Annotated in this window: 39 protein-coding genes and 1 pseudogene; 36 read left to right on the top strand and 4 right to left on the bottom strand. The window is 48.1% G+C overall.

What is annotated here, in order from left to right; all coding sequences use genetic code 11:
- The first annotated feature begins 13 nt into the window (after positions 1 to 13).
- Positions 14 to 1,543, top strand: coding sequence for a thymidylate synthase (locus tag QUA74_RS10105; protein WP_333327602.1), 1,530 nt, complete (start codon positions 14 to 16; stop codon positions 1,541 to 1,543).
- Positions 1,540 to 2,079, top strand: coding sequence for a dCMP deaminase family protein (locus QUA74_RS10100; protein ID WP_333327600.1), 540 nt, complete (start codon positions 1,540 to 1,542; stop codon positions 2,077 to 2,079). Before QUA74_RS10105 ends, QUA74_RS10100 begins: the two co-directional genes overlap by 4 nt.
- A gap of 241 nt (positions 2,080 to 2,320) precedes the next feature.
- Here QUA74_RS10100 and QUA74_RS10095 read toward each other — a convergent pair whose 3' ends face one another.
- The 3 genes from QUA74_RS10095 to QUA74_RS10085 all read right to left on the bottom strand — a co-directional run bounded on the left by QUA74_RS10095 (position 2,321) and on the right by QUA74_RS10085 (position 4,100).
- A complete protein-coding gene (locus QUA74_RS10095; RefSeq protein ID WP_333327597.1) occupies positions 2,321 to 2,827 on the bottom strand; it encodes a salt stress protein, Slr1339 family in 507 nt (168 codons plus the stop codon).
- 72 nt (positions 2,828 to 2,899) lie between these two features.
- Entirely contained in the window at positions 2,900 to 3,505 is a 606-nt protein-coding gene (locus QUA74_RS10090; RefSeq protein WP_333327594.1) for a VWA domain-containing protein, read from the bottom strand.
- 118 nt (positions 3,506 to 3,623) lie between these two features.
- Positions 3,624 to 4,100 carry an NAD(P)H-quinone oxidoreductase subunit N gene (locus tag QUA74_RS10085; protein WP_333327591.1) on the bottom strand — a complete coding sequence of 159 codons (477 nt, stop codon included), beginning with the start codon at positions 4,098 to 4,100 and terminating at the stop codon, positions 3,624 to 3,626.
- Positions 4,101 to 4,531: 431 nt separating this feature from the next.
- Between QUA74_RS10085 and rplC the strand changes: the two genes are divergently transcribed.
- From rplC to prfA, 31 genes are all read left to right on the top strand, one after another.
- Positions 4,532 to 5,167, top strand: coding sequence for a 50S ribosomal protein L3 (rplC, locus tag QUA74_RS10080; RefSeq protein ID WP_333039608.1), 636 nt, complete (start codon positions 4,532 to 4,534; stop codon positions 5,165 to 5,167).
- Positions 5,168 to 5,357: 190 nt separating this feature from the next.
- On the top strand, positions 5,358 to 5,990 hold the full coding sequence (gene rplD, locus QUA74_RS10075) for a 50S ribosomal protein L4 (protein ID WP_333327589.1): 633 nt from the start codon (positions 5,358 to 5,360) through the stop codon (positions 5,988 to 5,990).
- Complete coding sequence (locus tag QUA74_RS10070) at positions 5,983 to 6,291, top strand: 50S ribosomal protein L23 (protein WP_006634999.1); 309 nt, start codon at positions 5,983 to 5,985, stop codon at positions 6,289 to 6,291. Before rplD ends, QUA74_RS10070 begins: the two co-directional genes overlap by 8 nt.
- Before the next feature lie 158 nt (positions 6,292 to 6,449).
- Positions 6,450 to 7,313, top strand: a complete 864-nt coding sequence (gene rplB / locus QUA74_RS10065) for a 50S ribosomal protein L2 (protein WP_333327586.1) — start codon at positions 6,450 to 6,452, stop codon at positions 7,311 to 7,313.
- A 113-nt stretch (positions 7,314 to 7,426) separates the two neighbouring features.
- Complete coding sequence (rpsS, locus tag QUA74_RS10060; RefSeq protein ID WP_242719699.1) at positions 7,427 to 7,708, top strand: 30S ribosomal protein S19; 282 nt, start codon at positions 7,427 to 7,429, stop codon at positions 7,706 to 7,708.
- A gap of 93 nt (positions 7,709 to 7,801) precedes the next feature.
- On the top strand, positions 7,802 to 8,161 hold the full coding sequence (gene rplV / locus QUA74_RS10055) for a 50S ribosomal protein L22 (RefSeq protein ID WP_333160378.1): 360 nt from the start codon (positions 7,802 to 7,804) through the stop codon (positions 8,159 to 8,161).
- A 114-nt stretch (positions 8,162 to 8,275) separates the two neighbouring features.
- Positions 8,276 to 9,004, top strand: coding sequence for a 30S ribosomal protein S3 (rpsC, locus tag QUA74_RS10050; protein WP_006634995.1), 729 nt, complete (start codon positions 8,276 to 8,278; stop codon positions 9,002 to 9,004).
- A gap of 114 nt (positions 9,005 to 9,118) precedes the next feature.
- Positions 9,119 to 9,538: a 50S ribosomal protein L16 gene (gene rplP, locus QUA74_RS10045; RefSeq protein ID WP_333045757.1), complete on the top strand. Its 420-nt coding sequence runs from the start codon at positions 9,119 to 9,121 to the stop codon at positions 9,536 to 9,538.
- A 159-nt stretch (positions 9,539 to 9,697) separates the two neighbouring features.
- The gene (gene rpmC / locus QUA74_RS10040) at positions 9,698 to 9,934 is read left to right on the top strand and encodes a 50S ribosomal protein L29 (protein WP_333327582.1); all 237 of its coding nucleotides are present in this window, start codon (positions 9,698 to 9,700) and stop codon (positions 9,932 to 9,934) included.
- Between the two features lie 113 nt (positions 9,935 to 10,047).
- Positions 10,048 to 10,296, top strand: coding sequence for a 30S ribosomal protein S17 (rpsQ, locus tag QUA74_RS10035; RefSeq protein WP_006634992.1), 249 nt, complete (start codon positions 10,048 to 10,050; stop codon positions 10,294 to 10,296).
- A gap of 122 nt (positions 10,297 to 10,418) precedes the next feature.
- Positions 10,419 to 10,787: a 50S ribosomal protein L14 gene (rplN, locus tag QUA74_RS10030; protein WP_006634991.1), complete on the top strand. Its 369-nt coding sequence runs from the start codon at positions 10,419 to 10,421 to the stop codon at positions 10,785 to 10,787.
- A gap of 1 nt (position 10,788) precedes the next feature.
- On the top strand, positions 10,789 to 11,148 hold the full coding sequence (gene rplX / locus QUA74_RS10025) for a 50S ribosomal protein L24 (protein WP_333327579.1): 360 nt from the start codon (positions 10,789 to 10,791) through the stop codon (positions 11,146 to 11,148).
- A gap of 145 nt (positions 11,149 to 11,293) precedes the next feature.
- A complete protein-coding gene (gene rplE / locus QUA74_RS10020) occupies positions 11,294 to 11,839 on the top strand; it encodes a 50S ribosomal protein L5 (protein ID WP_006634989.1) in 546 nt (181 codons plus the stop codon).
- Between the two features lie 22 nt (positions 11,840 to 11,861).
- Positions 11,862 to 12,266, top strand: a complete 405-nt coding sequence (gene rpsH / locus QUA74_RS10015) for a 30S ribosomal protein S8 (RefSeq protein WP_333327576.1) — start codon at positions 11,862 to 11,864, stop codon at positions 12,264 to 12,266.
- A gap of 122 nt (positions 12,267 to 12,388) precedes the next feature.
- Positions 12,389 to 12,937, top strand: coding sequence for a 50S ribosomal protein L6 (gene rplF / locus QUA74_RS10010; RefSeq protein WP_333074731.1), 549 nt, complete (start codon positions 12,389 to 12,391; stop codon positions 12,935 to 12,937).
- A gap of 2 nt (positions 12,938 to 12,939) precedes the next feature.
- The gene (gene rplR / locus QUA74_RS10005; RefSeq protein ID WP_333327572.1) at positions 12,940 to 13,302 is read left to right on the top strand and encodes a 50S ribosomal protein L18; all 363 of its coding nucleotides are present in this window, start codon (positions 12,940 to 12,942) and stop codon (positions 13,300 to 13,302) included.
- Positions 13,303 to 13,433: 131 nt separating this feature from the next.
- Positions 13,434 to 13,979 carry a 30S ribosomal protein S5 gene (gene rpsE, locus QUA74_RS10000; RefSeq protein WP_006634985.1) on the top strand — a complete coding sequence of 182 codons (546 nt, stop codon included), beginning with the start codon at positions 13,434 to 13,436 and terminating at the stop codon, positions 13,977 to 13,979.
- A 146-nt stretch (positions 13,980 to 14,125) separates the two neighbouring features.
- Positions 14,126 to 14,572 (top strand): 50S ribosomal protein L15, encoded by a 447-nt coding sequence (rplO, locus tag QUA74_RS09995; RefSeq protein WP_333160383.1) that lies wholly within the window; start codon positions 14,126 to 14,128, stop codon positions 14,570 to 14,572.
- A gap of 102 nt (positions 14,573 to 14,674) precedes the next feature.
- A complete protein-coding gene (gene secY, locus QUA74_RS09990; RefSeq protein ID WP_333327569.1) occupies positions 14,675 to 15,979 on the top strand; it encodes a preprotein translocase subunit SecY in 1,305 nt (434 codons plus the stop codon).
- A 5-nt stretch (positions 15,980 to 15,984) separates the two neighbouring features.
- A complete protein-coding gene (locus tag QUA74_RS09985; protein ID WP_333327565.1) occupies positions 15,985 to 16,569 on the top strand; it encodes an adenylate kinase in 585 nt (194 codons plus the stop codon).
- A 293-nt stretch (positions 16,570 to 16,862) separates the two neighbouring features.
- Entirely contained in the window at positions 16,863 to 17,087 is a 225-nt protein-coding gene (gene infA, locus QUA74_RS09980; RefSeq protein ID WP_006276978.1) for a translation initiation factor IF-1, read from the top strand.
- Positions 17,088 to 17,460: 373 nt separating this feature from the next.
- On the top strand, positions 17,461 to 17,574 hold the full coding sequence (gene rpmJ / locus QUA74_RS09975; RefSeq protein ID WP_015178722.1) for a 50S ribosomal protein L36: 114 nt from the start codon (positions 17,461 to 17,463) through the stop codon (positions 17,572 to 17,574).
- 83 nt (positions 17,575 to 17,657) lie between these two features.
- Positions 17,658 to 18,041, top strand: a complete 384-nt coding sequence (rpsM, locus tag QUA74_RS09970; protein ID WP_006634981.1) for a 30S ribosomal protein S13 — start codon at positions 17,658 to 17,660, stop codon at positions 18,039 to 18,041.
- Between the two features lie 84 nt (positions 18,042 to 18,125).
- Positions 18,126 to 18,524 carry a 30S ribosomal protein S11 gene (gene rpsK / locus QUA74_RS09965; RefSeq protein WP_006634980.1) on the top strand — a complete coding sequence of 133 codons (399 nt, stop codon included), beginning with the start codon at positions 18,126 to 18,128 and terminating at the stop codon, positions 18,522 to 18,524.
- Positions 18,525 to 18,698: 174 nt separating this feature from the next.
- On the top strand, positions 18,699 to 19,643 hold the full coding sequence (locus QUA74_RS09960) for a DNA-directed RNA polymerase subunit alpha (protein WP_332958426.1): 945 nt from the start codon (positions 18,699 to 18,701) through the stop codon (positions 19,641 to 19,643).
- Positions 19,644 to 19,768: 125 nt separating this feature from the next.
- Entirely contained in the window at positions 19,769 to 20,119 is a 351-nt protein-coding gene (gene rplQ, locus QUA74_RS09955; RefSeq protein WP_006634978.1) for a 50S ribosomal protein L17, read from the top strand.
- A gap of 29 nt (positions 20,120 to 20,148) precedes the next feature.
- Positions 20,149 to 20,991, top strand: coding sequence for a tRNA pseudouridine(38-40) synthase TruA (gene truA / locus QUA74_RS09950; protein WP_333327562.1), 843 nt, complete (start codon positions 20,149 to 20,151; stop codon positions 20,989 to 20,991).
- A gap of 139 nt (positions 20,992 to 21,130) precedes the next feature.
- Positions 21,131 to 21,586: a 50S ribosomal protein L13 gene (gene rplM / locus QUA74_RS09945; RefSeq protein ID WP_015178725.1), complete on the top strand. Its 456-nt coding sequence runs from the start codon at positions 21,131 to 21,133 to the stop codon at positions 21,584 to 21,586.
- Positions 21,586 to 21,999, top strand: coding sequence for a 30S ribosomal protein S9 (rpsI, locus tag QUA74_RS09940; protein ID WP_242719727.1), 414 nt, complete (start codon positions 21,586 to 21,588; stop codon positions 21,997 to 21,999). Before rplM ends, rpsI begins: the two co-directional genes overlap by 1 nt.
- Positions 22,000 to 22,228: 229 nt before the next feature.
- On the top strand, positions 22,229 to 22,537 hold the full coding sequence (gene rpmE / locus QUA74_RS09935) for a 50S ribosomal protein L31 (RefSeq protein ID WP_242719730.1): 309 nt from the start codon (positions 22,229 to 22,231) through the stop codon (positions 22,535 to 22,537).
- Positions 22,538 to 22,882: 345 nt separating this feature from the next.
- Entirely contained in the window at positions 22,883 to 23,977 is a 1,095-nt protein-coding gene (gene prfA / locus QUA74_RS09930) for a peptide chain release factor 1 (protein ID WP_333327557.1), read from the top strand.
- A gap of 15 nt (positions 23,978 to 23,992) precedes the next feature.
- On the opposite strand, the gene QUA74_RS09925 is transcribed toward prfA, so the two are convergent.
- Entirely contained in the window at positions 23,993 to 24,409 is a 417-nt protein-coding gene (locus tag QUA74_RS09925) for a hypothetical protein (protein WP_333327555.1), read from the bottom strand.
- Between the two features lie 136 nt (positions 24,410 to 24,545).
- On the opposite strand from QUA74_RS09925, the gene QUA74_RS09920 reads away from it, so the two are divergent.
- The 3 genes and pseudogenes from QUA74_RS09920 to QUA74_RS09910 form a co-directional block, all read left to right on the top strand.
- A complete protein-coding gene (locus QUA74_RS09920) occupies positions 24,546 to 24,902 on the top strand; it encodes a helix-turn-helix transcriptional regulator (protein WP_333327552.1) in 357 nt (118 codons plus the stop codon).
- 149 nt (positions 24,903 to 25,051) lie between these two features.
- Positions 25,052 to 25,420 (top strand): helix-turn-helix transcriptional regulator, encoded by a 369-nt coding sequence (locus QUA74_RS09915; protein WP_333239177.1) that lies wholly within the window; start codon positions 25,052 to 25,054, stop codon positions 25,418 to 25,420.
- A gap of 375 nt (positions 25,421 to 25,795) precedes the next feature.
- A pseudogene (locus tag QUA74_RS09910) lies at positions 25,796 to 25,999 on the top strand (hypothetical protein); the annotation flags it as partial.

The following is a 25,999-nucleotide window of genomic DNA, read 5'->3' as shown; positions in this document are numbered from 1 at the left end:
AAAACGGTAAACCATGACAGCCACAAATCTCATCAATAAATTTGAGTACAAACCCCTATACAAACCAAATCAATTAATTTGCGGAACGGGGCAAACAGCCATTGTCAGCGGCTGGACAGTAAAAAGTGCGATCGGCAAACATTTACAAGCTCAAGAATATGCTGCGATCGGACAACTATACTCTCCTACTCGCGGCATCAACTTCTTAATTAGAAACTTGCTGTGCAATCCCCACGTCCGCTTCCTAGTAATTCTCAACGCTACGAAAGAAGACCGCAACTCGGGGGCGGCCGCGTGCTTGCTTGACTTTTTTCGCAACGGCTTTGAAGCCGGCAAAAGCGATACTGGCAGAGATTGTTGGCTAATTAAATCTTCAATATTTGGCTACATCGATATTGAAATAGCAGCAGAAGCCTTAGAACTATTGCGGGATTCTATCGAATGTAAACAAGCCACTAATATAGCAGAAACAGTGACATTTGTCAAGTGTTTTGCCCAAAAAGAATCTGTTGAACCTTGGGGAGAAGCCGTAACTTTTCCGCTAGTCGAAATTGTCCCGACTGTACTCCCCGGTCAGAAATACGGACACAGAATTGAAGGCAAAACTATTGCCGAAACTTGGGTAAAAATCATCCACCGAATTAAGACCACTGGCACCTTACGGCCGACTGGTTACGACGGACAGTGGCAAGAATTAATCGACTTAATGGCAGTGATTACAGATGAACCTGCGGAGTTCTATTTTCCAGAACCGAATTACTTACCAATCGACCGCGATTTCCTCGAACAGTACAAACCCCAAATGCTCGAAGATGCCCCGTATAACGAAGGCATTAAATATACCTACGCACAGCGGATGAGGTCGTGGTTTGGACGCGATCAAATTGAAGAAGTTATTGCCAAACTAATTAAGGAAATTGACGCAGCAAGTGCTGTAATTAGTTTGTGGGATGCGGGGGGAAATATTAACAGAAGACCTGACGGGTCCTCAGACCACCAGCACAGCGGCAGTCCTTGTTTAAATCACATTTGGGTGCGAGTTGTAGACGATGAAATATCGCTAACTGCAACTCTCCGCAGCAACGATATGTTTGCGGCGTGGCCGGCCAATGCAATGGGTTTGCGGGCTTTGCAGCAGCACATTCGAGATGAAATTGCGAGGCGTTCCGATTATAATTTGACGATGGGCCCATTGGTAACGCTGAGTCAATCGGCTCACTTGTATGACGATACCTTTGAAAATGCCGATCGACTAATTCAAACCCAATATGCTAAAATCTGCGAAGATCGAGACTTTTTCGATGCAGCAGGCAATTTTTTAGTTGAAGTAGCCGACAATCAAATAGTAGTCACGCAAACCACCCCCGGCAGCGGCGAAGTTGTCACCTGTTATTCTGGAAAAAACCCTCTCAAGTTAGTGCGAGAAATTTGTGCGGCTTCCCCGGCTATCAAAGGCGAGCATATTGGTTATTTGGGAATAGAATTGCAGAAGGCTGCCGAGTGTCTGAAAACGAGCAAGCAATACATCCAGGATAGACGATGAATTTAGAAGAAGAAAGACCGAGTTGGGACGAATACTTCTTAATGTTAGCAAAATTGGCCGCTACTCGATCGACTTGTCTGGCTTTTCCTGTAGGCGCGGTGATAACTAAAAACAGGCAAGTTTTAGCAACGGGTTATAACGGTTCGCCGTCAGGTTCGGCACACTGTACTACTCAAGGCTTCTGCTATCCTGGTTTGAGCAGTTGCGACGCCAGTAAAACTTTGCCATCAAGGGCGGTTCACGCGGAAGCAAATGCGATCGCCAAAGCTGCTAAACACGGTATATCTACTGCTGGGGCTAGTATTTACGTCACTTTAGAACCCTGCATCTATTGTTTGAAATTAGTCATTGCGGCGGGCATTAGAGAAGTGTTTTACGAAACGAGTTTTAACAGCGGAGAAAAAGCTGCTTTGAGAGATACTTTTATCAGTGAAGGTATTGTTGAGTTAAAACAAATTCAGCTATCTGAAGATACAGCAAAAAAAGCGGCTTTGTTTTTGTTGAATCCTACGTCTGTGTCCCAAAATTTAGTATAGGAGGAATCCTCCCCGTGGTTGTCGCCGCCACAGGAAACAACGGTGTTGTGTTCCTATAAAGGATATTGATTTGATGGCAATTTGTAGGGATACGGCAGTGCCTTATCCTGCATCCCGCGCGATACAAACGATATTTATTTTACGCTTTGTAAAGACACAGCACTGCCGTGTCTTTACAACAAATAGAGATGGCAATTAACCAAAAAACTGCCTTACAAATTGTGAATACCGTGTAGTTCAATCAATCAAACTCATTCACCGCTTGCAAATAGTCGATCGCCGCATCTATCCTCGAAGAATACCTAAAAGCAAACTGATCGAACCAATATCCCTCATCGGAATTTTTATCCAACTTTTTCAGCCAAACCTGAGCTTGCCTAACTTTCTGTCTGTGCGTTTGTACGTCCAACTGTGGCCCCGCGACTTTTTCTGCTGGCCGCGGTTCCAGTGAAGCTACTTCCTGAGCTTGATTTGGCGCTTCGTGCTCAGCCTTAAGCGGTTGCTGTGAAGCCACTTCCTGAGCTTGATTTTGCCCTTCGTACTCAGCCTTAATTTGAGCTAAATCCTTATCCAAAGAACCAGCATACAAATTTATATCTGATGTTTTAAATGTTTGATTTGACGGCACTGCTGCTTGTGGCAAAGGCGCTTGTGCTTGCACCGGTGCCTGACTTTTCAACTCAGCATTTTTTTGAGACGCTTGATACTCTGCCTTAAGTTCACCTAACAGGCGATCGATCGATTCCATAACTTAAACCCCCTAAAAAATGCTGCTGGGTCAACTGGCCCAAATATAATCGCGTGAACTTCGCCCGCCTCCTCAATCAGTTATTGCATTCAGCAATACCTCCGTCAGGGTCATTCCTTCAATATCATCCATCGTCACAGTATCAACGATATCGAATTTAGCCCCGGCGCTTTGCAGTTCGTCATCCAATATCTTGAGAAACTTAGTAGCTTCCGGCGCATTCCCTACTTGAATGAAAGAAATCGCCAACTCTTCATCTCGATCGAGCTTCCGGGAAGCCTCTATAATGGTTTTCATCACTTCTTTGCGATCGTCCGGTTCTCCGTCCGTCACCACTAATATTGTTTCCCCATTTTGCTTGGTCTTACCGGATGCTTTGCGCTGAAAATAACTGTTCAGAGCGTCTTGGAGAACAGCAGCTAAATTCGTAGTCCCCGAAGGTTCGTTTTCTTGGAAAATTTGCACGACTTTAGCGGCTGTTACGTTGTCGTAGCGCTTGAAGCGACCGGAAAACACATAAGCTGTTATGCCATCAGGATCGAGTTCTTCGCATTTATTCGCCAGTGCGATCGTCGATTCTTGCATGAGCGCCCACCGACTTTTACCGCCCATGTCGTCTTTCGTGTACATACTGCCACTTTTGTCAATAATGATGGTATAATCGCGGTTCTGAAGCATAGGATTTTTCCTGTTAATTAAGTTTTTCTCAAAAATATCAAAACCAGCGAGCAGAAGCTGTTGAGCTTTAGTTGCTCGCTGCGTTTTTTAGTTGATTTGCGATCGCAAATACCGGAATTTAAGCAGTAACTAAAGCATCTTTAAGTGGCTTCCAGCTAAAAGCTCGATCGCCCCCCATCTCCACTGCTATTTTAACTCGCGGTTCTAACGTCGGCAAAACAGTCAAATACTCAATTTCCTGATTCGACAAAATGTGCCCTTCAATAATCCACAGCACCAGTCCTTTTGCTTTCGGTGGCAAATTGTCTAATTGAGTTTGCAAAATCGGCGGCACGTAGTACGTATAACCCACAGCCGATTCATTGCCAGTAGTTTTTTTGCCCAAATGCGGCGGCCGCACCCCGTGAACTCCCGTCAAATACATCGCCAAATCACCCAAACCCCGCGCCGAAATCGTGTGAGCACCGTAACCCGCAGCCCTGAGCCGCCGCAGGTAGCGCCCCTCAAATCCTCCCTCTAAAGGAACGTACAGGGCCAGCGACCCCGACTTTTCCAAATCCCGAATCACATCCGAGCCCGTCGTAATCAGTCCCATAAATTTGTGTTTCCTGCTGTATCAAAATTTGGTCGATCGCTGCTTGCGAGCTGGAAATATTATAAATCCTAAAGTTGAGCCGAAAAATTCTCATCCCGGCCTTGACAAACGGCAAACACTTCATGTACTATTGTGAATTGTCGCCGTAAAGGATACTGAGTGGTTTGCTGCTCAAGTCCTGGCACAAACAAGCAAGACCGAGACAAAACTCGGAGATAAAGCCGGTAAAAAGCCGCGAATCTCAACCCTTGCAAGACTTCCACAAGCTCGCTCCCAAATTTAAAACTCAAATTTTAAACACCGAGGAAGGCTGTTGGTTGATAACAGTTAATTGCAGGAACACTGAAATAAATGTTTCTGCACAAGAGCAAGCGGATTGACGTAAATTTCGCAATCCGAAACCTCTTGCGTAAATAAAAGGAAGAAAATCCGTGTCTGTAGGCATTCTTGGCACTAAACTAGGCATGACTCAAGTGTTTGACGCCGAAGGGAGAGCCATCCCCGTCACCGTCATACAAGCAGGGCCTTGTACAGTAACTCAAATCAAAACAAAACAAACTGACGGCTACGGTGCCGTTCAAGTTGGATACAACGAAGTCAAACCAAAGGCTCTCAACAAGCCAGAACTAGGACACCTTGCCAAGTCGGGGGCGAATCCATTGCGCCACTTGCAGGAATACCGCTTGGAAGACACCAGTTCATTTGAATTAGGTCAACAACTAAAAGCAGATACCTTTACACCGGGACAAATAGTAGATGTCATCGGTACCAGCATCGGTAAAGGTTTTGCAGGTTTTCAAAAGCGCCACAACTTTAAACGAGGCCCCATGTCTCACGGTTCCAAGAACCACCGCGAGCCTGGATCGATCGGGCCTGGAACGACTCCTGGTCGCGTTTATCCCGGCAAAAGAATGGCAGGACGTATGGGCAACGTTCAAGTCACCGTCCGCAAGTTAACAATTGTCCGGGTGGATACAGAGCAGAATTTGCTGCTAATTAAGGGAGCAGTTCCCGGCAAAGCTGGCGCCTTAGTCAATGTTGTGCCTGAGAAAAAAGTAGGACGTTAGTCAGTAGTAAGTAGTCAGTAGTCAGCAGTCAGTAGATAGTGGTTGGCCGTTAGTAGCAAGCAATAACTAAGAACTAAAAGCTGAAAACTAAGAGCTGAAAACTAAGAACTGAGAACAGACAACAGACGACAGACAACAGACAACAGACAACTAACAACAGACAACTAACAACAGACAAAGGACAAAAGATATGGTTAATTGTGTAGTCCGAAATTGGCAAGGCGAAGAAGTTGGGGAAACAACTTTAGAACTGCGCGTAGCCAAAGAAGAAAATGCGTCTCACATCGTTCACAGAGCATTGACGCGGCAAATGAATAACGCCCGTCAAGGAAATGCTTCCACCAAAACTCGATCGGAAGTCAGAGGCGGTGGCCGCAAACCCTGGCGTCAAAAAGGCACCGGCCGAGCCAGAGCAGGTTCAATCCGTTCTCCGCTGTGGCGGGGCGGCGGTGTCATCTTCGGACCAAAACCGAGAGACTTTGAAGTCAAAATGAACAAAAAGGAACGCCGTCTCGCTTTGCGGACAGCATTCCAAAGTCGCACCGAAGACATCATTGTGGTTGAAGAATTTGCAGAGCAATTTCCGAGACCGAAAAGCAAAGAATTGCTGAGTGCGATCGCCCGCTGGGGCATCGAACCCGATACAAAAGTTCTGTTAATCTTGCCAGAACCGCAACCCAACGTCTACTTATCAGGACGCAACATCGAATTAGTAAACGTTATCTTGGCAACCTCCCTGAATGTTTACGACGTTCTCGCGGCTGACAAAATTATCGTCACATCTACAGCCATAGCTAAAATTCAGGAGATTTACGGTGAGTAAAATCGACCCCCGCGACTACGCAGATTTGATCCAGCGTCCGATTCTCACCGAGAAAGCTACCCGAATGATGGAATTAAATCAATTCACATTCGATGTAGCCCCCAAAGCGACCAAGCCTCAAATCAAAGCTGCAATCGAAGAACTCTTTAAGGTGAAAGTCATCGGCGTCAACACCCAAAACCCGCCGCGCAAAAAGCGTCGAGTTGGCAAATTCGTCGGCTTTAAACCTTGTTACAAGCGAGCTACCGTAACTCTGACCGACGGAGACTCGATCCGCAAACTCCTATTCCCAGAAGTTTAGCCAATTTTGGATTTTAGATTTTAGATTTTAGATTGCGGTTAACAGGTGAAAATACCAAACCAAGAAAGCTAGCAAGTTAACTGATAATCCCAAATCTAAAATCCAAAACCGCCAAGTCCTTGCATCCCAAATCTAAAATTTAAAATCTAAAATCGATTATGGGCATCCGTTCTTACCGACCTTATACCTCCAGCACCCGGGAACAGACCGTCTCGGACTTCGCTGAAATTACCAGATCAGAACCCGAAAAGTCTCTAACCAGCAATAAGCACACCAAACAAGGTCGCAACAACCGAGGCGTCATCACCTGTCGCCACCGGGGAGGCGGTCACAAACGGCTGTATAGAGACATCGACTTCCGCCGCGACAAACACAGCATTCCCGCTACCGTCAAGGCGATCGAATATGACCCCAATCGCAACGCCCGCATCGCCCTCCTGTTCTACAAAGACGGCGAAAAACGGTACATCCTTCACCCGCTCAACTTAAACGTCGGTACAGTAATTGTCTCAGGTCCAGACGCACCGATCGAAATCGGTAACGCCCTCCCCCTGAAGAACATTCCCCTTGGTACCAGCATCCACAACGTCGAGCTAGTACCCGGAAAAGGCGGACAAATCGTTCGTTCCGCGGGCTCCAGCGCTCAGCTAATGGCAAAAGAAGGTAGCTACGTCACCCTCAAACTGCCATCCGGGGAACAGCGCAAAGTCCGCGCCGACTGCTACGCCACCATCGGTCAAGTCGGCAACACAGACGCCAGAAACCTCAGCCTGGGTAAAGCCGGCCGCACCCGCTGGAAAGGTCGCAGACCCACCGTTCGCGGTAGCGTCATGAACCCGGTAGACCACCCGCACGGCGGTGGCGAAGGCAGAGCTCCCATCGGACGTCCGGGACCGGTCACTCCTTGGGGTAAACCAGCATTGGGTGCAAAAACTCGACGCAAAAACAAGCGCAGCGACGATTTAATCGTCCGGCGCCGCCGCAAATCTTCCAAGCGCGGCAAGGGCGGCAGACAAAGTTAGTCATCAGTCAGGAGTCTTCAGTCTGCCGTTGTTAACTGCTAACTAATGACTGAGGACTGATGACCAATGACTGCTGAATCCTGACTAATGACTCCTGAATCACTAAAAAAATCATGTCTCGATCTCTAAAAAAAGGCCCGTTTGTCGCAGATAATCTGATGACAAAAATCGAAAAACTGAACGCCGCTGGCCAAAAACAAGTAATTAAAACTTGGTCGCGATCTTCCACAATCCTGCCCCAAATGGTAGGTCACACGATCGCCGTTCACAACGGAAGACAGCACGTACCAGTCTACCTCACAGACCAAATGGTAGGCCACAAACTCGGAGAATTTTCCCCCACTCGTACCTTTAGAGGTCACGCTAAAAGTGGTGATAAAAAGGCAAAAAGATAGCCTAATTAGGTGACAGGTAATACGTAGTAGGAAAAAATACCAATTACCCATTACCTTTTCCCCAATTACCAATTACCAATTACCAAAATCGAAATGGTTATAGATACCACATCCGAAATTAAGGCGATCGCCCGTTACATCCGGACATCCCCCTTCAAAGTGCGCCGAGTCCTCGACCAAATTCGCGGCAAAAGCTACCAAGAAGCGCTGATTTTACTCGAATTCATGCCCTACCGCGCCTGCGAACCAATTGTCAAAGTTTTGCGATCGGCAGTAGCCAACGCCGAACACAACGCAGGATTGGATAAATCCAAGCTAGTAGTGTCTCAAGCTTACGCAGACCAAGGCCCAGTCCTCAAACGCTTTAGACCCCGCGCTCAAGGTCGCGCCTACCAAATCCGCAAGCCAACCTGTCACATTACCGTAGTAGTAGCTCCGCTCCTAGAAAACTAAACCAGGGAAAAACGTAATAGGTAATAAACAGCTTAAAGTTGAAAAAAATGGGTAATCACCAATTACCAATTACCAGTTACCAATTACCAATTACCAATTAACTCATCAACTATTATGGGCCAAAAAATACATCCAATTGGTTTTCGCCTCGGCATTACCCAAGAGCACCGCTCTCGCTGGTTTGCTGACCCCAAAAACTATCCAGAACTCTTGCAAGAAGACTATAAAATTCGCAAGTACGTTCGTAAAACCCTCAGCAATGCTGGCATTTCCTCGGTCAAAATTGAGCGGAAAGCCGATCAAATCGATCTAGAAGTGTTCACCGCCAGACCAGGAGTTGTCGTAGGCCGCGGCGGAGCAGGCATCGAAACTCTGCGCGTCGGTTTGCAGCAGCAACTCGGTAGCAACCGCCAAATCCGCATCAACGTCGTCGAAGTCCAGCGAGTAGACGCCGATGCCACACTGATCGCAGAATACATCGCTCAGCAACTAGAACGGCGCGTATCCTTCCGCCGAGTCGTCCGCCAAGCAATCACCCGCGCTCAAAAAGTCGGCATCCAAGGCATCAAAATTCAAGTCAGCGGACGCCTCAACGGCGCAGAAATCGCGCGTACCGAATGGACACGCGAAGGAAGAGTCCCCTTGCACACGCTGCGGGCAGACATCGACTACTCCTACTGCACTGCTCAAACCATCTACGGTATTCTCGGCATTAAAGTTTGGGTTTTCAAAGGCGAAATTATTCCCGGACAAGAACAAGAAGCTGCACCAAATGCCGCAGTGCCCCGCACCAAACAAAAGCGCCGTCGCCAGAACTTTGAAGATCGATCGAACGAAGGCTAACTAATTGTTAACTGTTAGTTGTCACTTGTTAAGTGTCAGTTGTTCCAAACCAATTAGCAATTAGCAATTACCAACTACCAATTACCAATTACCAATTACCCAACTCCCAAAGCCATGTTAAGCCCTAAAAGAACCAAATTCCGCAAACAACAGCGCGGGCGAATGAGCGGTATTGCCACCCGCGGCAACACAGTTAGCTTTGGCGACTTCGCGCTCCAAGCCATCGAACCCGCCTGGATCACTTCCCGCCAAATAGAAGCCGGACGCCGCGCCATGACCCGCTATATCCGCCGGGGCGGCAAAATCTGGATTCGCATTTTTCCCGACAAACCAGTCACCCAGCGCGCAGCCGAAACCCGGATGGGTTCTGGTAAAGGCGCACCAGAGTTTTGGGTTGCCGTGGTCAAACCGGGCCGGGTAATGTTTGAAATTGGCGGCGTAAGTGAAGAAACTGCCCGCGAAGCAATGCGTTTGGCATCTTTCAAATTACCAATTAAAACCAAGTTCATCACTCGCGAAGAAGACCAGTCATAGCGAAGAGCGAAGGTAGAATTAGGTCTGTATTAATCAGCATTTTAAACGGCTACAGCAATTTAAAATCTGGCTTTCATAACTTTTCTTTCCTTCGACCTTCAGCCTAAGAGACAATTCTGTCTTCTGTCATACCGCTCGCTAACGAGAAAGCACACAATTATGTCTTTGACCAAGATTAAAGAAGCTAGAGAATTAAGCGATGCTGCAGTAGCAGAGCAAATTTTAGCCGTCAAGCGCCAACTAATGGAATTGCGGCTTCAGCAAGCTACCGGCCGCATGGAAAAGCCTCACCTGTTCAAGCATGCCAAACACCGGCTAGCTCAATTGATGACAGTTGAACGCGAGCGCCAAATCGTTGCTGAGAAAGAAGCAGCAGCAGCAAAAAGCCGCATCTAAACAGGTAGCACAGCCTGCTGCAACCGCAGCAGTCAGCCAAGAGTCAGAAGCAGCCGAGCCGACGATCGCACAGTAGCTAAAAAAAGTCAATTGCACAACAAAAATAGGTAGCTATGGCAATTAAAGAACGAGTTGGCGTAGTAGTCAGCGACAAGATGGATAAAACCGTCGTGGTAGCAATCGAAAACCGCTCCTCCCACACCAAATACGGCAAAATCGTAGTCCGCACCAAGCGGTACAAAGCTCACGACGAAGAAAATCAGTGCAAATCGGGCGATCGCGTTCGCATCACTGAAACTCGCCCACTGAGCAAAACCAAACGTTGGACGGTTGCTGAGATTTTCGGGACAAAAAACGGCTAACAGTTAATTGCGACATCGCGATCTCCCGATCAAAAATTAACAATCAACTAGCAGTCAACAGTCAACAGTCAACAGTTAACAGTTAACAGTTAACAGTCAACAGTTAACACTCAACAATCACCATGATTCAACCCCAGACATACCTCAATGTCGCCGACAATAGCGGAGCCCGCAAACTGATGTGCATCCGCGTATTGGGAGGCGGCAACCGTCGCTACGGCGGAGTCGGCGATGTCATCATTGCCGTCGTCAAAGACGCCATCCCCAATATGGCCGTCAAAAAATCAGATGTCGTTCGGGCCGTCATTGTCAGAACCCGCAAAGGTCTGCGCCGCGACAGTGGCATGAGCATTCGTTTTGACGATAACGCCGCCGTTATTATCAACGTAGACGGCAACCCCAAAGGCACTCGCGTCTTCGGCCCCGTCGCCCGCGAATTGCGCGACAAAAACTTTACTAAAATCGTTTCCTTAGCCCCGGAGGTACTTTAAAATGTACGGAAAAAAGGGTAAACCAACTAGCGAATCGCAGCGCTACAGAATGCACGTCAAAGCAGGCGACACCGTGCAAATAATTACTGGCAAAGAGAAAGGAAAAGTCGGAGAAATCTTAAAGACATATCCTAAAGTCAGCAAAGTAGTTGTTAAAGGTGTAAACATCAGAACCAAGCACGTCAAGCCCCAGCAAGAGGGAGAGTCCGGGAAAATACTCACGTTTGAGGCTCCCATTCACAGCTCAAATGTCATGCACTATTCCGAAAAAGAAAAAATAGCTAGCCGCGTTTGCTATACATTTAGCGAAGACGGCCGGAAACTGCGACAGCTCAAAAAAACTGGAGAAATCATCGATTAATAGTGATTTGTTATCAGTCATCGGTCATTAGTCCGCCTTCAGACCAGTGACTTTTCAACTCATAACTAACAGCTAGCATCGGTGGGACGGACAATCGACAAATTCCCTGACCAAGCCCAGGGACAGTTAACGAAACACAAAAACTATGCCGGACAAACTCAAGGTTCTTTATCAAGGAAAAATCGTTCCCACACTGATGGATCAGTTTAAATATACTAATATCCATCAGGTTCCCAAACTCGTCAAAGTCACAGTGAACCGCGGTTTGGGAGAAGCATCTCAAAACGCTAAGGCACTGGATTCGTCGATCAACGAAATTGGCATCATCACCGGGCAAAAACCAGTGGTGACGCGGGCCAAAAAAGCGATCGCAGGCTTCAAAATCCGCAAAGGAGTACCCGTAGGCGTTATGGTGACGCTGCGCGGCGATCGGATGTACGATTTTCTCGATCGGCTGATCAACCTCGCACTCCCCCGAATCCGCGACTTCCGCGGCATCAGCCCCAAAAGCTTTGACGGGCGCGGCAACTACAGCTTGGGTCTGAGAGAACAGCTAATTTTTCCAGAAATAGAATATGACCGCATCGATCAAATTCGAGGCATGGACATTTCAATTATCACCACAGCAAACACCGACGAAGAAGGACGCGCCTTGCTTAAAGAAATGGGAATGCCGTTCCGGGACAACTAAGCACTAGAGTAAGAAGCAAAAGATGGCAGCTAACGATACCATAGCAGATATGTTGACGCGCATTCGCAATTCTTGCATGGCGCGCCACCAAACAACGCAAATTCCAGCTACAAAAATGACCCGCAGCATCGCCCAAGTCCTCAAAAGTGAAGGCTTTATCAGCGAAATTGAAGAAGCAGAACCAGAAGGGATCAAGCGACATTTAGTGCTTTCTCTAAAGTACAAAGGTAAAACTCGCAAGCCCATTATCACGGCACTTAAGCGAGTCAGCAAACCAGGACTGCGCGTTTACTCGAACCGTAAAGAATTGCCCAGAGTATTAGGCGGAATTGGCATAGCCATTATTTCTACCTCCAGCGGCATTATGACCGATCGAGAAGCTCGACGCCAAGGTTTGGGCGGTGAAGTGCTTTGTTATGTTTGGTAGTCATTAGTCATTAGTCATTAGTCACTGGTCGTTGGCAAGAGACTCAAAAATCAATAACTAAGGACTAATAACTAAAGATTAATCATCAAGGACTAATAACTAAAAACAAAGGACAAAAAACTATGTCGCGAATTGGCAAGCGTCCGATTAGCATTCCCACGAAAGTCACCATCACCCTAGACGGTCAAAAAGTAGCCGTCAAAGGCCCTAAAGGTGAACTTTCCCGAGTAATCCCAGCCGAAATCCTCATGGGAATTGAAGGCGAGACTTTACTCGTTACCCGCCGAGACGAATCTCGCGTCGCCAGACAACTGCACGGCTTGTGCCGCACCCTAGTCGCCAACATGGTCGAAGGTGTATCCCAAGGTTTTCAGCGGCGCCTCGAAATTATCGGCACAGGTTATCGGGCACAGGTTCAAGGACGGAACCTGATTTTAAACGTCGGTTACAGCAAACCCGTTGAAATGCCCCCTCCAGAAGGCATCACAATGGCAGTTGAAGGCAACACCAACGTCATTGTCTCCGGCATTGACAAAGAACTCGTAGGCAATACAGCAGCCCGCATCCGCGCGGTGCGTCCGCCTGAAGTGTACAAGGGCAAAGGCATTCGCTACAGTGGCGAAGTTGTCCGTCGCAAAGCTGGTAAAACAGGCAAAACAGGTAAGAAGTAATCATGAAGCTTACTCGCAAAGAATCAGTTCACCGCAGACACCGCCGCGTGCGGCGCAAGGTGTTCGGCACCTCCGAACGTCCCAGATTAGCGGTATTTCGATCAGAGCAGCACATCTACGCCCAAGTAATCGACGACACGACACAGCACACTTTGGCTGCCGCGTCAACCCTCGACCCGGATTTGAAGTCCGTTCTCTCTTCTGGAAGCAACTGCTCCGCGAGCGCCCAAGTCGGTCAGTTGATTGCCAAACGCTGTTCCAGCGCTGGCATAGTCAAAGTCGTATTTGATCGCGGGGGCAACCTCTATCACGGTCGCGTTAAAGCCCTCGCAGAAGCAGCTCGCGAAGCCGGGTTAGACTTTTAGGAAGAAGGAAGAAGGAAGAAGGAAGAAGGAAGAAGGAAAAAAGAATATACAACAAAATTCTTAATTCCTAATTGTTAATTTCTCATTTCCAACTACCAGTTACTAATCCCCAATTCCCAAAAAACAAAACTATGGCAGAACAAAAAGAACAGCGCAACAAGAAAAAAAGCAGCAACAACAAAACGCGCGAAAAAGAATCCGAATGGCAAGAGCGGGTCGTTCAGATCCGGCGCGTTACCAAAGTAGTCAAAGGTGGTAAAAAACTTAGCTTCCGCGCCATAGTCATTATCGGCAACGAACGCGGTCAAGTTGGAGTGGGAGTCGGCAAAGCTAGTGACGTAATCGGTGCCGTTAAAAAAGGCGTCGCTGACGGCAAAAAGCACCTAATTGAAGTCCCCCTCACCAAATCTAACTCGATCCCTCACCCCATCAACGGTGACGGTGGCGGAGCGAAAGTCATGATGCGGCCGGCCGCTCCGGGAACCGGGGTAATTGCAGGGGGAGCAGTGCGAACTGTTCTGGAACTAGCAGGAGTCCGCAACATCTTAGCCAAACAGCTAGGTTCTGGAAATCCCTTAAACAACGCCCGAGCCGCAGTCAATGCCCTCTCGACCCTCCGCACCTTGTCCGAAGTTGCTCAAGAGCGCGGAATTCCAGTAGAAAACCTCTACGGTTAGGGCACGCGAGATTGGGAAACTGTAAGTTTTGAGTGTTAAGTGCTTGTGTGGAAAATAAAAACATCCCCAACTCAAAACTCACGCACTCAAAACTACTGCGTACCCACTCTCTAAATACCAAAGACCAATTACCAATTACTAAAACTATGAGATTGCAAGACGCCCGACCCAAAGCAGGCTCCCAAAAGCGCCCCCGACGCTTGGGCAGAGGTATTTCTGCCGGTCAAGGCGCGAGCTCCGGCAAAGGGATGCGCGGTCAAAAATCTAGAGCCGGTAGCGGCACTAGACCCGGTTTTGAAGGTGGTCAAAACCCTCTTTACCGCCGCCTGCCCAAGCTGAAAAGCTTCCCTTTAGTGAACCGCAAAGAGTACACTACCATTAATGTAAGTAAATTAGCATCCCTGCCAGCAAACACAGAAGTTACTCTCACCTCTTTGATCCAAGCGAAAATTGTCAATACTGACAATGGGCCGCTGAAAATCTTAGGAGATGGCGAACTGAATGTGCCTCTGCAAGTGCGCGCCTCGGCTTTTACCGCAGGTGCTCGCACCAAAATAGAAGCTGCAGGCGGAAGTTGCGAATTAGTTGCGTGAAGATGTGAGGTTTGAGAGTCTGTCCAAATCTCAAATCCTCAAGCTTGCTATCAGAAAATGATTTAGTCGAAAATCCCAAATCTAAAATCCAAAATCGTAACTATGGACGTTAGTAGAGAGAAAGCGCCAACTGCACAAGAGACATTCATGCAGATGGCTCAAGCTGCTGGTTTGCGAGGCCGCATACTCGTAACCATTGGTTTACTGATTTTAGTACGCCTGGGTGTCCACTTGCCAGTCCCTGGCATCGATCGAGTCGCCTTTGCCCAAAACGTCGAAAATAGCCCTTTAATTGGCTTTCTGGATTTGTTCTCAGGAGGCGGCTTGTCAGCTTTGGGGATTTTCGCGCTGGGGATTTTGCCCTACATTAATGCTTCAATTATTGTGCAACTTCTAACTGCGGCTCTGCCAAGCTTAGAAGACTTGCAGAAAAATGAAGGAGAAGCAGGGCGGCGCAAGATTTCTCAAATTACTCGCTACGTTTCTTTGGGCTGGGCCATTCTGCAAAGTATTGGCATTGCGATTTGGGTCAGCCCTTTTGCTCAATCTCCATCGCCTTTATTCATAGCACAAACTGCTTTGGCTCTGACGGCCGGATCAATGTTTGTGATGTGGATATCGGAAGTGGTGACGGAGCGAGGTATCGGGAACGGAGCCTCGCTGCTGATATTTATCAACATTGTGTCGGTTTTGCCACGCTCTTTGGGACAAACTTTTGAATTGGCTCAAAGTGGGGACACGCAAGTTGTCGGCCGTGTAGTTGTTCTGCTGCTGGTCTTTTTGGTGACGATTGTCGGGATTGTTTTTGTTCAGGAAGGTACTCGCCGCATTCCGATTATTTCGGCCCGTCGCCAAGTCGGCCGCAAAGTTTATCGGGAGAGCCGGAGCTATCTGCCCCTGCGCTTGAATCAAGGTGGAGTGATGCCGATTATTTTTGCATCTTCGGTGTTGATTGTGCCTTCTTTCCTCGCTCAGTCTCTCAATAACCCGTTTTTGGTTCAAGTTGCTAATGTTTTGAGGCCGGACGGGCCAGCGCCTTGGGCTTACGCGCTGTTTTATTTGACTTTGATTCTGTTCTTCAGCTATTTCTACGCTTCGTTGATTGTCAACCCCGTAGATATGTCTCAGAACTTGAAGAAAATGGGCGCTAGCATTCCTGGAATTCGTCCGGGTCAGAAAACGAGTGATTATGTGGAGAAGGTTTTGAACCGTTTGACTTTCTTGGGAGCGATTTTTCTCGGTCTGGTGGCCATTGTACCAACTGCTGTAGAAAGCGCGATCGGGGTGCAAACTTTTAGAGGTTTTGGCGCAACTTCCTTACTGATTCTAGTAGGTGTGGCGATCGAAACTGCTAAACAAATTCAAACTTACGTCATCTCCCAGCGATATGAAGGAATGGTGAAGTAATCGTAATGCAATTTATTTTCATGGGACCTCCAGGGGCGGGAAAGGGAACTCAGGCTCAGATATTAGCCGCTCTCTGGAAAATACCCCACATTTCTACGGGCGAAATCCTGCGCGCCTGCGTGGTGGCGAAAACTGCCTTGGGCCTAAAGGCGCAAGCCTACATGGACAAGGGTGAGTTGGTTCCAGACCAATTGCTGATGGATATCGTGCAGGAACGCTTGAATGAAGCGGACGCGAATGCGGGCTGGATTCTCGACGGCTTTCCCCGCACTGTTGCCCAGGCAACTTTTTTAGACAAACTGCTGCACAAGCTTAGCGGTGCCGAGGAGAGTACATCTAACCCGAAATTTGGTGTCAAAGCTGTTAATCTCGACGTGCCTGACGACATTTTGGTGTCTCGCCTGCTGTCGCGGGGCCGGCAGGATGACAATGAGGAGACGATCCGCCGCCGGTTGCAAGTTTATCGCGAGCAAACTGAGCCTTTGATTGATTTTTACAGCGGCCGTCAACAGTTAGTTGCGGTTGATGGTGATCGACCGATGGAATTAGTCACCGCAGAACTGCAGCAAGCTCTCTCTGGCGACTCTTGAACCCTCTCAATACAGCTTGTTACTCACCAGCTTTTGCTAAGATATGTTAACTAGGAGCTTTTTGTGCTATCAGGTTTTGTGAGGGTTGCTAGAAACAGGATTGAACTCAATACTAATTGCTACAACTTTACTCAAGTAAAGCTAAAGCGAGCGGTTGGTTGAGTCCAGAAGTCGATCGAGTCGCCCTAATTATTGCCCCCCGTTCCCGTTTGACTCCTACCAGTAAATAGGTTTTGAGACCAACGCCGGGACACTCCTAGTTAATCAAATGTAGAGTTGAGGTAAATACCAAATTGTCTAAGCAAGATTTAATTGAAATGGAAGGGACAGTGACGGAATCCCTGCCCAATGCGATGTTTCGCGTTGACCTAGATAATGGGTTTAACGTGCTGGCTCACATTTCCGGCAAGATCCGCCGCAACTACATCAAAATTCTGCCTGGCGATCGCGTCAAAGTCGAATTGACTCCCTACGACTTGACCAAAGGCAGGATTACTTATCGCCTTCGGAAAAAATAGGCTTAGATAAAACTTTCTAAAAACTAATTCTAAGTTTAATTTAGAGAGAATTTGGTAAAAAGCTTCAAATTTATGCTATAATGCTACGTTTGTAGTGTTGCCGAGAAGGGCGTCAACAACCCATCGGTGTACCGGGTTAAGTCATTGTTACACCGTAAAAGTATCGCTCACAAACATTTTTGTTTTGTGCAGCCGAACTTTACCCAGCAATGGGAGTGGGTGCAAGCGGGCTCCTTCATGAAACAACCCGCACTTTATACAATTTAATCGAGGAGAGGCCTACACCTTGCCCAGCCTCTCCTCCCACCGCTCTACGGGCAGTCCCAGCGTGCCTGCTCTCCGGTAGAGCGGGGTTCTCCAGGCAGGAAGAAAGATGAAAGTTCGAGCATCTGTCAAAAAAATTTGTGAGAAATGTCGCGTCATCCGCCGTCGCGGTCGAGTGATGGTGATATGCACTAACCCGAAACACAAACAACGCCAAGGTTAGAAAAAAGGAAGATTGGGCAATGCACGCAGGTGCATCCTAATTGAACATTGTAGCCAAACAGGAAAACTAGGGAGACAAAAAGTGTGGCACGGATTGCCGGGGTAGACCTTCCACGCGATAAGCGCGTCGAAATAGGTCTGACATACATTTACGGAATAGGCTTGTCGCGAGCCCAAAAAATTATCGCTGCAACAGGCGTAAATCCTGACACTCGCGTCAAGGATTTAACAGAGGCCGACGTGACAGCTCTGCGGGCTCATGTAGAAACCACATACCAAATCGAAGGAGACCTCCGGCGCTGGGAGTCAATGAACATCAAGCGCCTGATGGACATCGGAACTTATCGCGGTCGGCGTCACCGTTTGGGTCTGCCGGTGCGGGGACAACGAACCCGTACCAACGCCAGAACCCGTCGTGGCGTCCGCCGAACAGTTGCGGGCAAGAAAAAGGCACCTTCCAAGAAGTAACATCTTTTTGGGAAAAATACGCTGGGGGCTGCTGGCTCCTAGCGCTTCGGGACATTAGTTGAGAGAAACGTTAAAGAGACTAATATGGCGCGACAACAAACAGGCAAGAAATCTGGTGCAAAAAAGCAGAAACGGAATGTACCCAATGGGGTAGGCTACATCCAGTCTACCTTTAACAACACGATTGTAACTATTACCGACCTCAACGGCGAAGTGATATCCTGGGCATCGGCAGGTTCCAGTGGTTTTAAAGGAGCTAAAAAGGGGACTCCCTTTGCAGCTCAAACAGCAGCAGAAAGTGCTGCCCGCAGAGCCAACGACCAAGGAATGCGCCAAATAGAAGTAATGGTGAGCGGGCCCGGAGCAGGTCGAGAAACTGCAATTCGGGCGCTGCAAGGGGCGGGACTGGAAATCACCCTGATTAGAGATGTTACCCCAATTCCTCACAACGGCTGTCGCCCTCCCAAGCGGCGTAGAGTCTAAAACGATTTGAGATTTTAGATTTTAGATTTTGGATAATGGCTAACTGCTTAAAGTCAAAAACTAATGGTTCTAACTGTTGCCCCGTCCATCCAAAATCCGAAATCCGTTCAGGGGTATGCTCTGCAATCTAAAATCCAAAATCAAAAATCCAAAGTGGAAAAGGGAGGTCACTCCGTGGCGCAGTTTCAAATTGAATGTATAGAGTCTAACACTGACAAAGACCGCAGTCAGTACGGAAAATTTGTCCTGGAACCGCTCGATCGCGGTCAAGGAACAACTGTTGGGAATGCGCTTCGGCGAGTTCTGCTGTCAAATTTGGAAGGAACAGCAGTAACTTCAGTCCGAATCGCGGGCGTCAATCACGAGTTTGCCACGATCGAAGGGGTACGTGAGGATGTTCTAGAAATTCTCCTGAACATGAAAGAGGTGGTCCTCAAAACTCATTCTCAGCAGCCGCAAATCGGCAGGTTGCGGATTGAGGGGCCTGTCACAGTAACGGCCGATAGATTCGATTTGCCCTCAGAGGTGGAATTGATTGATCGCTCCCAGTACATTGCCACTCTCTCGCCCGGCTCAGTTCTGGAAATGGAATTCAGAATTGAAAAAGGCATCGGATACCGAGCAGTAGACCGCAGTCGCGATGATGGGTCGGCTTTGGATTTTCTCCAAATTGACGCCATCTTTATGCCGATTCGCAGAGTTAACTATAGCGTTGAAGATGCTAGGGTAGGCGGCACGGTCGAGAAAGACCGGCTGATTATGGAAATCTGGACTGATGGCAGCGTGACTCCTCAAGAAGCTTTGAGTCAATCTGCCCACATCCTGGTAGATTTATTTGCACCTCTCAAAGACATCACCCAAGATTCTCTCAAACCAGAGTATCCCGGTGAAGCCGATCCTACCAGCCAAATTCCGATCGAAGAATTGCAGTTGTCCGTCCGGGCTTACAACTGTCTCAAGCGGGCTCAGATCAACTCAGTCGCAGACTTATTGGATTATACCCAAGAAGACTTGCTCGAGATCAAGAATTTCGGGCAGAAGTCCGCAGAAGAAGTGATTGAAGCTTTACAAAAACGCTTGGGCATTACCTTGCCACAGGAAAAATCAGCTAAAAGTTAATCAACGGGTAACGGGTAAAAAAGTTCTGAATTTTAAGTAGGTGAGTTTTTAAGTTAAAGAATTCACCGCTCAAAACTCGCGAACTATCCCGGCGCCCAATTACCAATTACCAATTACCAACTGCCATGCGTCACCGCTGTCGCGTTCCCCAACTCAGCAAACCGGCTGACCAGCGCCGCGCCCTACTGCGCTCGCTGACCACCGAATTAATCCGCCACGGTAAAATCACTACCACTCTAGCCCGCGCCAAAGCGCTGCGCTCAGAGGCGGACAGGATGATTACCCTGGCCAAAGATGGCTCCTTGGCCTCTCGCCGCCAAGCTATGGGCTATATCTACGATAAACAGTTAGTACACGCCTTGTTTGAGGCGGCACAAGAACGGTACGGCTCGCGCAACGGGGGCTACACCCGCGTAGTACGAACTGTCCCCCGTCAAGGAGACAATTCCGAAATGGCGATCGTTGAACTGGTTTAATTCAATTTTGGGTTGGAGATTTGTGATTTATGACTGACAATCCAAAATCCCCAACCGACAATCCCCAATCGATACAGCGCGTTGCTCTGGTGATCCAATACCTCGGCACTAACTTTCACGGTTGGCAGCGACAGCCGAACCAGCGTACAGTACAAGAAGAAATTGAAACAGCAATATCGACTGTTCTGGAACGCCCGGTAACGCTGCACGCTGCCGGGAGAACGGATGCGGGAGTTCACGCCGCTGCTCAAGTAGCCCATTTTGACGCCCTGGGCCCAATTCCGGCTCACCGCTGGGCAAGCGTTCTCAACTCTCGACTGGCAAAAGATATTTTAATTCGAGCTTCGGCAAAGGTGGAACCTACCTGGCACGCTCGGTTCTCAGCCAGTTGGCGGCGCTATCGCTACACCCTTTATACAGACCCGACCCCTAATTTGTTTGTGCGTCCTTTTGCTTGGCACTGCTATCACGCCCCTGTGGATGAATCTTTGATTCAGACAGCATTGACACCGCTAATCGGGCGGCATCACCTGGCTGCTTTCCACCGCGCGGGGTCTGCCCGCCCCCATTCCTGGGTGGACGTACAAGCGGCAGAGTGTCACCGTTCTGGGTCTCTTATCTATATTGAGGTTCAGGCGAGCGGGTTTCTGTACGGGATGATGCGGCTGCTGGTGGGGTTGCTGGTGCAGGTGGGTCGCGGGGAAAGGCCGATCGACAATTTCACAGATATCTGGGTCAACGAACGCCGAGAAATGGTAAAATATGCCGCTCCCGCTCAAGGTTTGTGCCTGCTGCGGGTTGGCTATTCAGAATTTCCCTTTCCCCCAGAGGTCTGGTACGACACGCAGCCAAAATTAGTCATTAGTCATTAGTCATTAGTCATTAGTCATTAGTCATTAGGTAACTACTAATAAAAAACTAAGGACAACTAACAATTAAAAACTGACAACTGACAACTGACAACTGACACCTAACAACAGTTAACAGTTAACAGACAACTAACAACAAACAATGAACAAAACTTACGTCCCTACTCAAGACTCCCTAGAGCACAAGTGGTACGTGGTCGATGCCGCTGACCAACGGCTGGGCCGTCTGGCAACTGAAGTTGCCATGTACCTCCGGGGGAAACACAAACCGACTTACACTCCTTCTATGGATACCGGCGATTTCGTAATTGTCATCAATGCGGACAAAATCGCTGTTACTGGCAAAAAACGCACCCAGAAAATCTACCGCCGCCATTCTGGAAGACCGGGCGGCATGAAAACAGAAACTTTTGCCAAATTGCAAGCACGTTTGCCCGAAAGAATCGTCGAAGAAGCTATACGGGGAATGCTGCCTCACACTTCTCTCGGCAGACAACTGTTTACTAAACTGAAGGTGTACGCTGGCCCCAACCACCCGCACCAAGCTCAAAAACCAGAAGAATTAATTGTTCACACGATTCCGGGAGGAAATGAGTAATGCAAGCAACAGATACATCCGGTCGCGCTGTGTACTGGGGTACCGGCCGCCGCAAGCGTTCCGTAGCGCGGGTGCGCTTGGTTCCCGGCACTGGCATACTGACTGTCAATGGTAAAGAGGGGGATTTGTACCTGCAATTCAACCCTACTTATTTGGCTCTCGCTAAGGCCCCTCTGGAAACTTTGGGTCTGGAAAATGAGTACGACATTTTGGTAAAAGTCGAAGGTGGTGGCTTGACAGGCCAAGCTGATTCAATTCGCTTGGGCGTCGCTAGAGCGCTGTGCCAATTAGACCCGGAGAACCGCAAACCCCTCAAAATTGAAGGCTATTTGACTCGCGACCCGCGGGCAAAAGAACGGAAAAAGTACGGTTTGCGGAAAGCTCGCAAGGCTCCTCAATACTCGAAGCGGTAATCAAGGTTCGGCAGCGGATTGTGTAACGGATGTAACGGATGTAACGGAGAGAAGGAAGAAGGAAGAAGGCAAAATTATCCAGATTCTATCTTCCTTTTTTTTCAAGTCTATTTCCGATTCCCGATCGCTGGTTCCACAAGATATAAGGCTAAATCGCGGCTGTTTTTGGTCCGCAAGTCCTAGGACAGCTAAAATGGTTGTAAAGTCAAAAATTAGAGAGTAAAAAACAATGGCAAAAGATGGCATTCACCCTGAGTGGTATCCGGAATCTCAGGTTTATTGCAACGGAGAACTGGTAATGACTGTTGGTTCCACTAGACCAAAGCTTCAAGTTGATGTCTGGTCGGGAAATCATCCTTTTTATACTGGCACTCAGAAGATTATTGATACTGAAGGTCGTGTGGAGCGCTTTATGCGGAAATACGGCATGACCGAGGTAGAAATGCCGAAGGCAGATGCTTCCTCTGGACCGCTGAAAATGGAAGATCCGAAAGCAGATGCTTCTAAGGCTGCTGGTAAAGGCAAAAAGAAGAAGTAGCTGGATTGTCATTTGTCCGCAGTTTGTTGAGAGTAGTTTTTTCTACTGGCAACTTACCGCCCTCGGATTTTAGATTTTAGATTGAAGACTTGCTATGCAGGTAGTTTAGTTCGATCGCGTAGAGTTCGATCGACATTCTATCCTAACTGCTCTTGAGTTCTAAAATCTAAAATCTAAAATCTAACATCTCAAATCGATCCGCCCTCGGATTGGAGAGTTTAGATTGAAGACTTCGCTATGCAGGCAGTTGAGTTTGATCGGGATTCTATCCCCACTGTTCTTCAAATCTAAAATCTAAAATCTAAAATCTAAAATCTAAAATCGATTGAAAAAGGACAACTGACAATGGCTGAATCTTATTTGCTGGATAAATTGAAGTCGGTAGAGCAAACTTTTAATGAGTTGACTCGCCGCATGGCTGACCCGGATGTGGCTAGGGACAATCAAGAGTTTCAACGGGTAGCGAAAGCTCGATCGTCCTTGGAGGAAGTGGTCGATACTTTTGCTCTGTGGAAAACCACTCAGGAAGATTTGGTGGGCGCGCGACAGGTTCTCAAGGAAGCCGCGGGCGATCGAGATATGCAAGAAATGGCGGCGCTGGAAGTTCAGGAACTTGAGGCGAACCTGGAGAGTTTGGAAAGTCGTTTGAAGGTTTTGCTGCTCCCCCGCGACCCGAACGATGACAAGAATATTATGCTGGAAATTCGGGCCGGTACTGGCGGTGATGAGGCTAGTATTTGGGCGGGAGATTTGCTGCGGCTGTATTCGCGCTACGCTCAAACTCAAGGCTGGCAGGTGAAGTTGGTGAGCGAGTCGCTGGCGGAAATGGGCGGCTTTAAAGAGGTGATTCTGGAAATTACAGGCGACAGCGTTTACAGCAAGCTGAAGTTTGAGGCTGGAGTACACCGGGTGCAGCGAGTGCCTGTGACTGAGGCTGGCGGCCGGGTGCATACTTCGACGGCGACGGTGGCTGTGATGCCGGAGGTGGATGATGTGGAGATTCACATCGATCCGAAGGATATTGAGATGAGCACGGCTCGATCGGGCGGCGCTGGCGGCCAAAACGTGAACAAGGTGGAAACTGCTGCGGATTTGTTTCACAAGCCGACGGGAATTCGGATTTTCTGTACTGAGGAGCGCAGTCAGTTGCAGAATAAGGAGCGGGCGATGCAGATTTTGCGGGCTAAGCTCTATGAGATGAAGTTGCGGGAGCAGCAGGATGAGGTGAAGTCGCGGCGTTTGGCTCAGGTTGGTACTGGTTCGCGATCGGAGAAGATTCGCACTTACAACTATAAGGACAATCGGGCTACCGACCACCGTTTGGGGGAGAATTTCTCGCTCAATAGTGTTTTGGAAGGGGATATTGAGGGGATTATTCAAACTTGCATTTCTCAGGATCAGCAGGAACGTTTGGCTGAGTTGGCTGCTTCTACTAATTGATGGAGTGATGGGGGGCTAGGCGCATTGTTTGCTCAGCCTCAGTTCCCTTGTTACGCGGGAGATCTGGTTGAGTAGGGCTTCCCAAATTGCATCGGCGATCGCCACTGGATATTTGAAATGTTCGAGGTCGTATTGTACAATGACTTCTAGGGGTGCTAGGATTTGCTGGTTTCGACAACTGGCAATTGCTGCGATCGCCTCTTGTTGCCATCTGGCAAATAGTCGGTAGCTGAAAAAGGAACTGCATTTTTGTCCTTTCTTGTTCAGGTAAACGACTATTACTTGATGTTGTTTGGGGTAAACTTTCACTATGAGGTTGACGGGCATTCTTAGGGCTTCGGCTGCTTCTATTTTGGAGATTTGCCAGCACTGGGGTTTTAGCCAACCGGAGGCTGTCAGGCTTTGACGGGTGTTGCGTGTCTTGCGAGTCATTTTTACTGCCCCTGATTGGCTACAAATACAATTATGATTTCAAAAGTATTTACACTTTAACTGGTAAACTTTTTGCTGTCAAGCAAGAAAGACAGATTTTTTGGTAGATAAGTAAACTAGGAGTTGTGTTGATCTGGTGACTAATACTGTGGACGCAGAAGCTAGGAAGAAACTGAGCGAAGTTGTTAAGCTAGCCCGTGGCGACCTGAGTTTTAGCGCTTTTGGTAAGCTATTGGGAGTCTCTGGGTCTGCTGTTCAGTATTGGGAAAAGGGTCAGGTACTCCCGGATACGAAAAATTTGACTCAGATTGCGGCAAAAGCGGGCTTTACAATGGAAGAGTTGATGGCTCATCTCGAAGGCAAACCAATGCCGGAACCTGTCAATACCAATGAGCTGCTGAAGAAAATTCAATGTATGCCGATTAGTGACTTAGCAGTGATTGGTAGAGCAGTGATGGATAGGCTCGCTGCTGCTGCTGAGTCTTCTGGGTAAGGACAGTTGATGTAGAGCTATTTAAGGTGCTATTAAAATCCTAGTTTTTAGTGATTGGTATACTTGTAACAGTAGCAGCGATAAGTTTTATTGTCAATAACAAGTGGAAAATTCATAAATTGAGAAGTAAACTGGTTAAGTGTGGTTAAGTGGTCACTGCGATTGTGGATGCAGAAGGTAAGAGAAAACTGATCGAGATTGTTAAGTTAGCGCGTGGCGACCTCAGCCAGCGAGCTTTTGGCAAGCTTTTGGGCGTGTCATCGACTGCTGTGCAGTTGTGGGAAAAAGGCCAGAGCATCCCGGATACGGAAAATTTGACTCAGATTGCTATTAGAGCTGGTTTCACGCTAGAAGAACTCATAGGTCATCTCGACGGGAAGCCGATGCGGGAACCGATGGATACGAACGATATGCTTAAAAAAATTCAATGTATGCCGATCGCAGATTTGGCAGTAATTGTCCGAGCCGGCGTGGAGAGGCTGGCTAATGCTGCTGAGTCTTCAGGGAAATATAGCTGAGCGGTGTTTGTGCGATCGCCCTTATGAAAAAACCACTCGCCCTATCCCTGACTCAATATGTCTAAAAACTCTTGGACAATGCGATCGGGTTCTTCTGTGCATCTGTTAGCGTCGCAATAGTGGATGATGCTGATACCGTGAGATGCAACCCACATTCGGCAGATGTGGGTCGGATTTTTTTATCAGTTGTGAAAACTTGGAAGCGAAACGCTTTTGGGCTGCAATTATGCAGTTTTAGCATTACAGAAGCTTGTCAAATTTACCTAAACTAAGTAGGGCTTGCTGAATAATCGATCGCTTTCCCAAGAACAGGAGCGATCCTGGGGGGGTGACAACCCCGTTAGAAGCTAGACAAGGTAAGGCGTTGACCCACTTGTGGTAAAAAAAGATAGGCCCGTTCAAAGTACCGACGACCTATCACAAATTATGTTACCTCTATTTTATCAGACGCATCTCCAGCAACACTTAACTCGTACTCAGTTTTTAGTATTAAGTATCCTGCTCAATCTACTGCAATCGGAAAGACAAGTTAAGTTGGAGCAATTAGCGCGAGTGTTTCCCTACCCGATTACCGCCGAA

The organism is Microcoleus sp. LAD1_D3, from assembly GCF_036702135.1.
Taxonomy (GTDB): domain Bacteria; phylum Cyanobacteriota; class Cyanobacteriia; order Cyanobacteriales; family Microcoleaceae; genus Microcoleus.
The sequence above is the reverse complement of the archived record's forward strand: the minus strand, read 5'-3'. Positions and strand labels throughout refer to the sequence as shown.

Coding starts and splice junctions, on each gene's coding strand:
- QUA74_RS10105 (WP_333327602.1), top strand. CDS start 14: ATGACAGCCACAAATCTCATCAATAAATTTGAGTACAAACCCCTATAC.
- QUA74_RS10100 (WP_333327600.1), top strand. CDS start 1,540: ATGAATTTAGAAGAAGAAAGACCGAGTTGGGACGAATACTTCTTAATG.
- QUA74_RS10095 (WP_333327597.1), bottom strand. CDS start 2,827: ATGGAATCGATCGATCGCCTGTTAGGTGAACTTAAGGCAGAGTATCAA.
- QUA74_RS10090 (WP_333327594.1), bottom strand. CDS start 3,505: ATGCTTCAGAACCGCGATTATACCATCATTATTGACAAAAGTGGCAGT.
- QUA74_RS10085 (WP_333327591.1), bottom strand. CDS start 4,100: ATGGGACTGATTACGACGGGCTCGGATGTGATTCGGGATTTGGAAAAG.
- rplD (WP_333327589.1), top strand. CDS start 5,358: ATGGTTAATTGTGTAGTCCGAAATTGGCAAGGCGAAGAAGTTGGGGAA.
- rplB (WP_333327586.1), top strand. CDS start 6,450: ATGGGCATCCGTTCTTACCGACCTTATACCTCCAGCACCCGGGAACAG.
- rpsS (WP_242719699.1), top strand. CDS start 7,427: ATGTCTCGATCTCTAAAAAAAGGCCCGTTTGTCGCAGATAATCTGATG.
- rplV (WP_333160378.1), top strand. CDS start 7,802: ATGGTTATAGATACCACATCCGAAATTAAGGCGATCGCCCGTTACATC.
- rpsC (WP_006634995.1), top strand. CDS start 8,276: ATGGGCCAAAAAATACATCCAATTGGTTTTCGCCTCGGCATTACCCAA.
- rplP (WP_333045757.1), top strand. CDS start 9,119: ATGTTAAGCCCTAAAAGAACCAAATTCCGCAAACAACAGCGCGGGCGA.
- rpmC (WP_333327582.1), top strand. CDS start 9,698: ATGTCTTTGACCAAGATTAAAGAAGCTAGAGAATTAAGCGATGCTGCA.
- rpsQ (WP_006634992.1), top strand. CDS start 10,048: ATGGCAATTAAAGAACGAGTTGGCGTAGTAGTCAGCGACAAGATGGAT.
- rplN (WP_006634991.1), top strand. CDS start 10,419: ATGATTCAACCCCAGACATACCTCAATGTCGCCGACAATAGCGGAGCC.
- rplX (WP_333327579.1), top strand. CDS start 10,789: ATGTACGGAAAAAAGGGTAAACCAACTAGCGAATCGCAGCGCTACAGA.
- rplE (WP_006634989.1), top strand. CDS start 11,294: ATGCCGGACAAACTCAAGGTTCTTTATCAAGGAAAAATCGTTCCCACA.
- rpsH (WP_333327576.1), top strand. CDS start 11,862: ATGGCAGCTAACGATACCATAGCAGATATGTTGACGCGCATTCGCAAT.
- rplF (WP_333074731.1), top strand. CDS start 12,389: ATGTCGCGAATTGGCAAGCGTCCGATTAGCATTCCCACGAAAGTCACC.
- rplR (WP_333327572.1), top strand. CDS start 12,940: ATGAAGCTTACTCGCAAAGAATCAGTTCACCGCAGACACCGCCGCGTG.
- rpsE (WP_006634985.1), top strand. CDS start 13,434: ATGGCAGAACAAAAAGAACAGCGCAACAAGAAAAAAAGCAGCAACAAC.
- rplO (WP_333160383.1), top strand. CDS start 14,126: ATGAGATTGCAAGACGCCCGACCCAAAGCAGGCTCCCAAAAGCGCCCC.
- secY (WP_333327569.1), top strand. CDS start 14,675: ATGGACGTTAGTAGAGAGAAAGCGCCAACTGCACAAGAGACATTCATG.
- QUA74_RS09985 (WP_333327565.1), top strand. CDS start 15,985: ATGCAATTTATTTTCATGGGACCTCCAGGGGCGGGAAAGGGAACTCAG.
- rpmJ (WP_015178722.1), top strand. CDS start 17,461: ATGAAAGTTCGAGCATCTGTCAAAAAAATTTGTGAGAAATGTCGCGTC.
- rpsK (WP_006634980.1), top strand. CDS start 18,126: ATGGCGCGACAACAAACAGGCAAGAAATCTGGTGCAAAAAAGCAGAAA.
- rplQ (WP_006634978.1), top strand. CDS start 19,769: ATGCGTCACCGCTGTCGCGTTCCCCAACTCAGCAAACCGGCTGACCAG.
- truA (WP_333327562.1), top strand. CDS start 20,149: ATGACTGACAATCCAAAATCCCCAACCGACAATCCCCAATCGATACAG.
- rplM (WP_015178725.1), top strand. CDS start 21,131: ATGAACAAAACTTACGTCCCTACTCAAGACTCCCTAGAGCACAAGTGG.
- rpsI (WP_242719727.1), top strand. CDS start 21,586: ATGCAAGCAACAGATACATCCGGTCGCGCTGTGTACTGGGGTACCGGC.
- rpmE (WP_242719730.1), top strand. CDS start 22,229: ATGGCAAAAGATGGCATTCACCCTGAGTGGTATCCGGAATCTCAGGTT.
- prfA (WP_333327557.1), top strand. CDS start 22,883: ATGGCTGAATCTTATTTGCTGGATAAATTGAAGTCGGTAGAGCAAACT.
- QUA74_RS09925 (WP_333327555.1), bottom strand. CDS start 24,409: ATGACTCGCAAGACACGCAACACCCGTCAAAGCCTGACAGCCTCCGGT.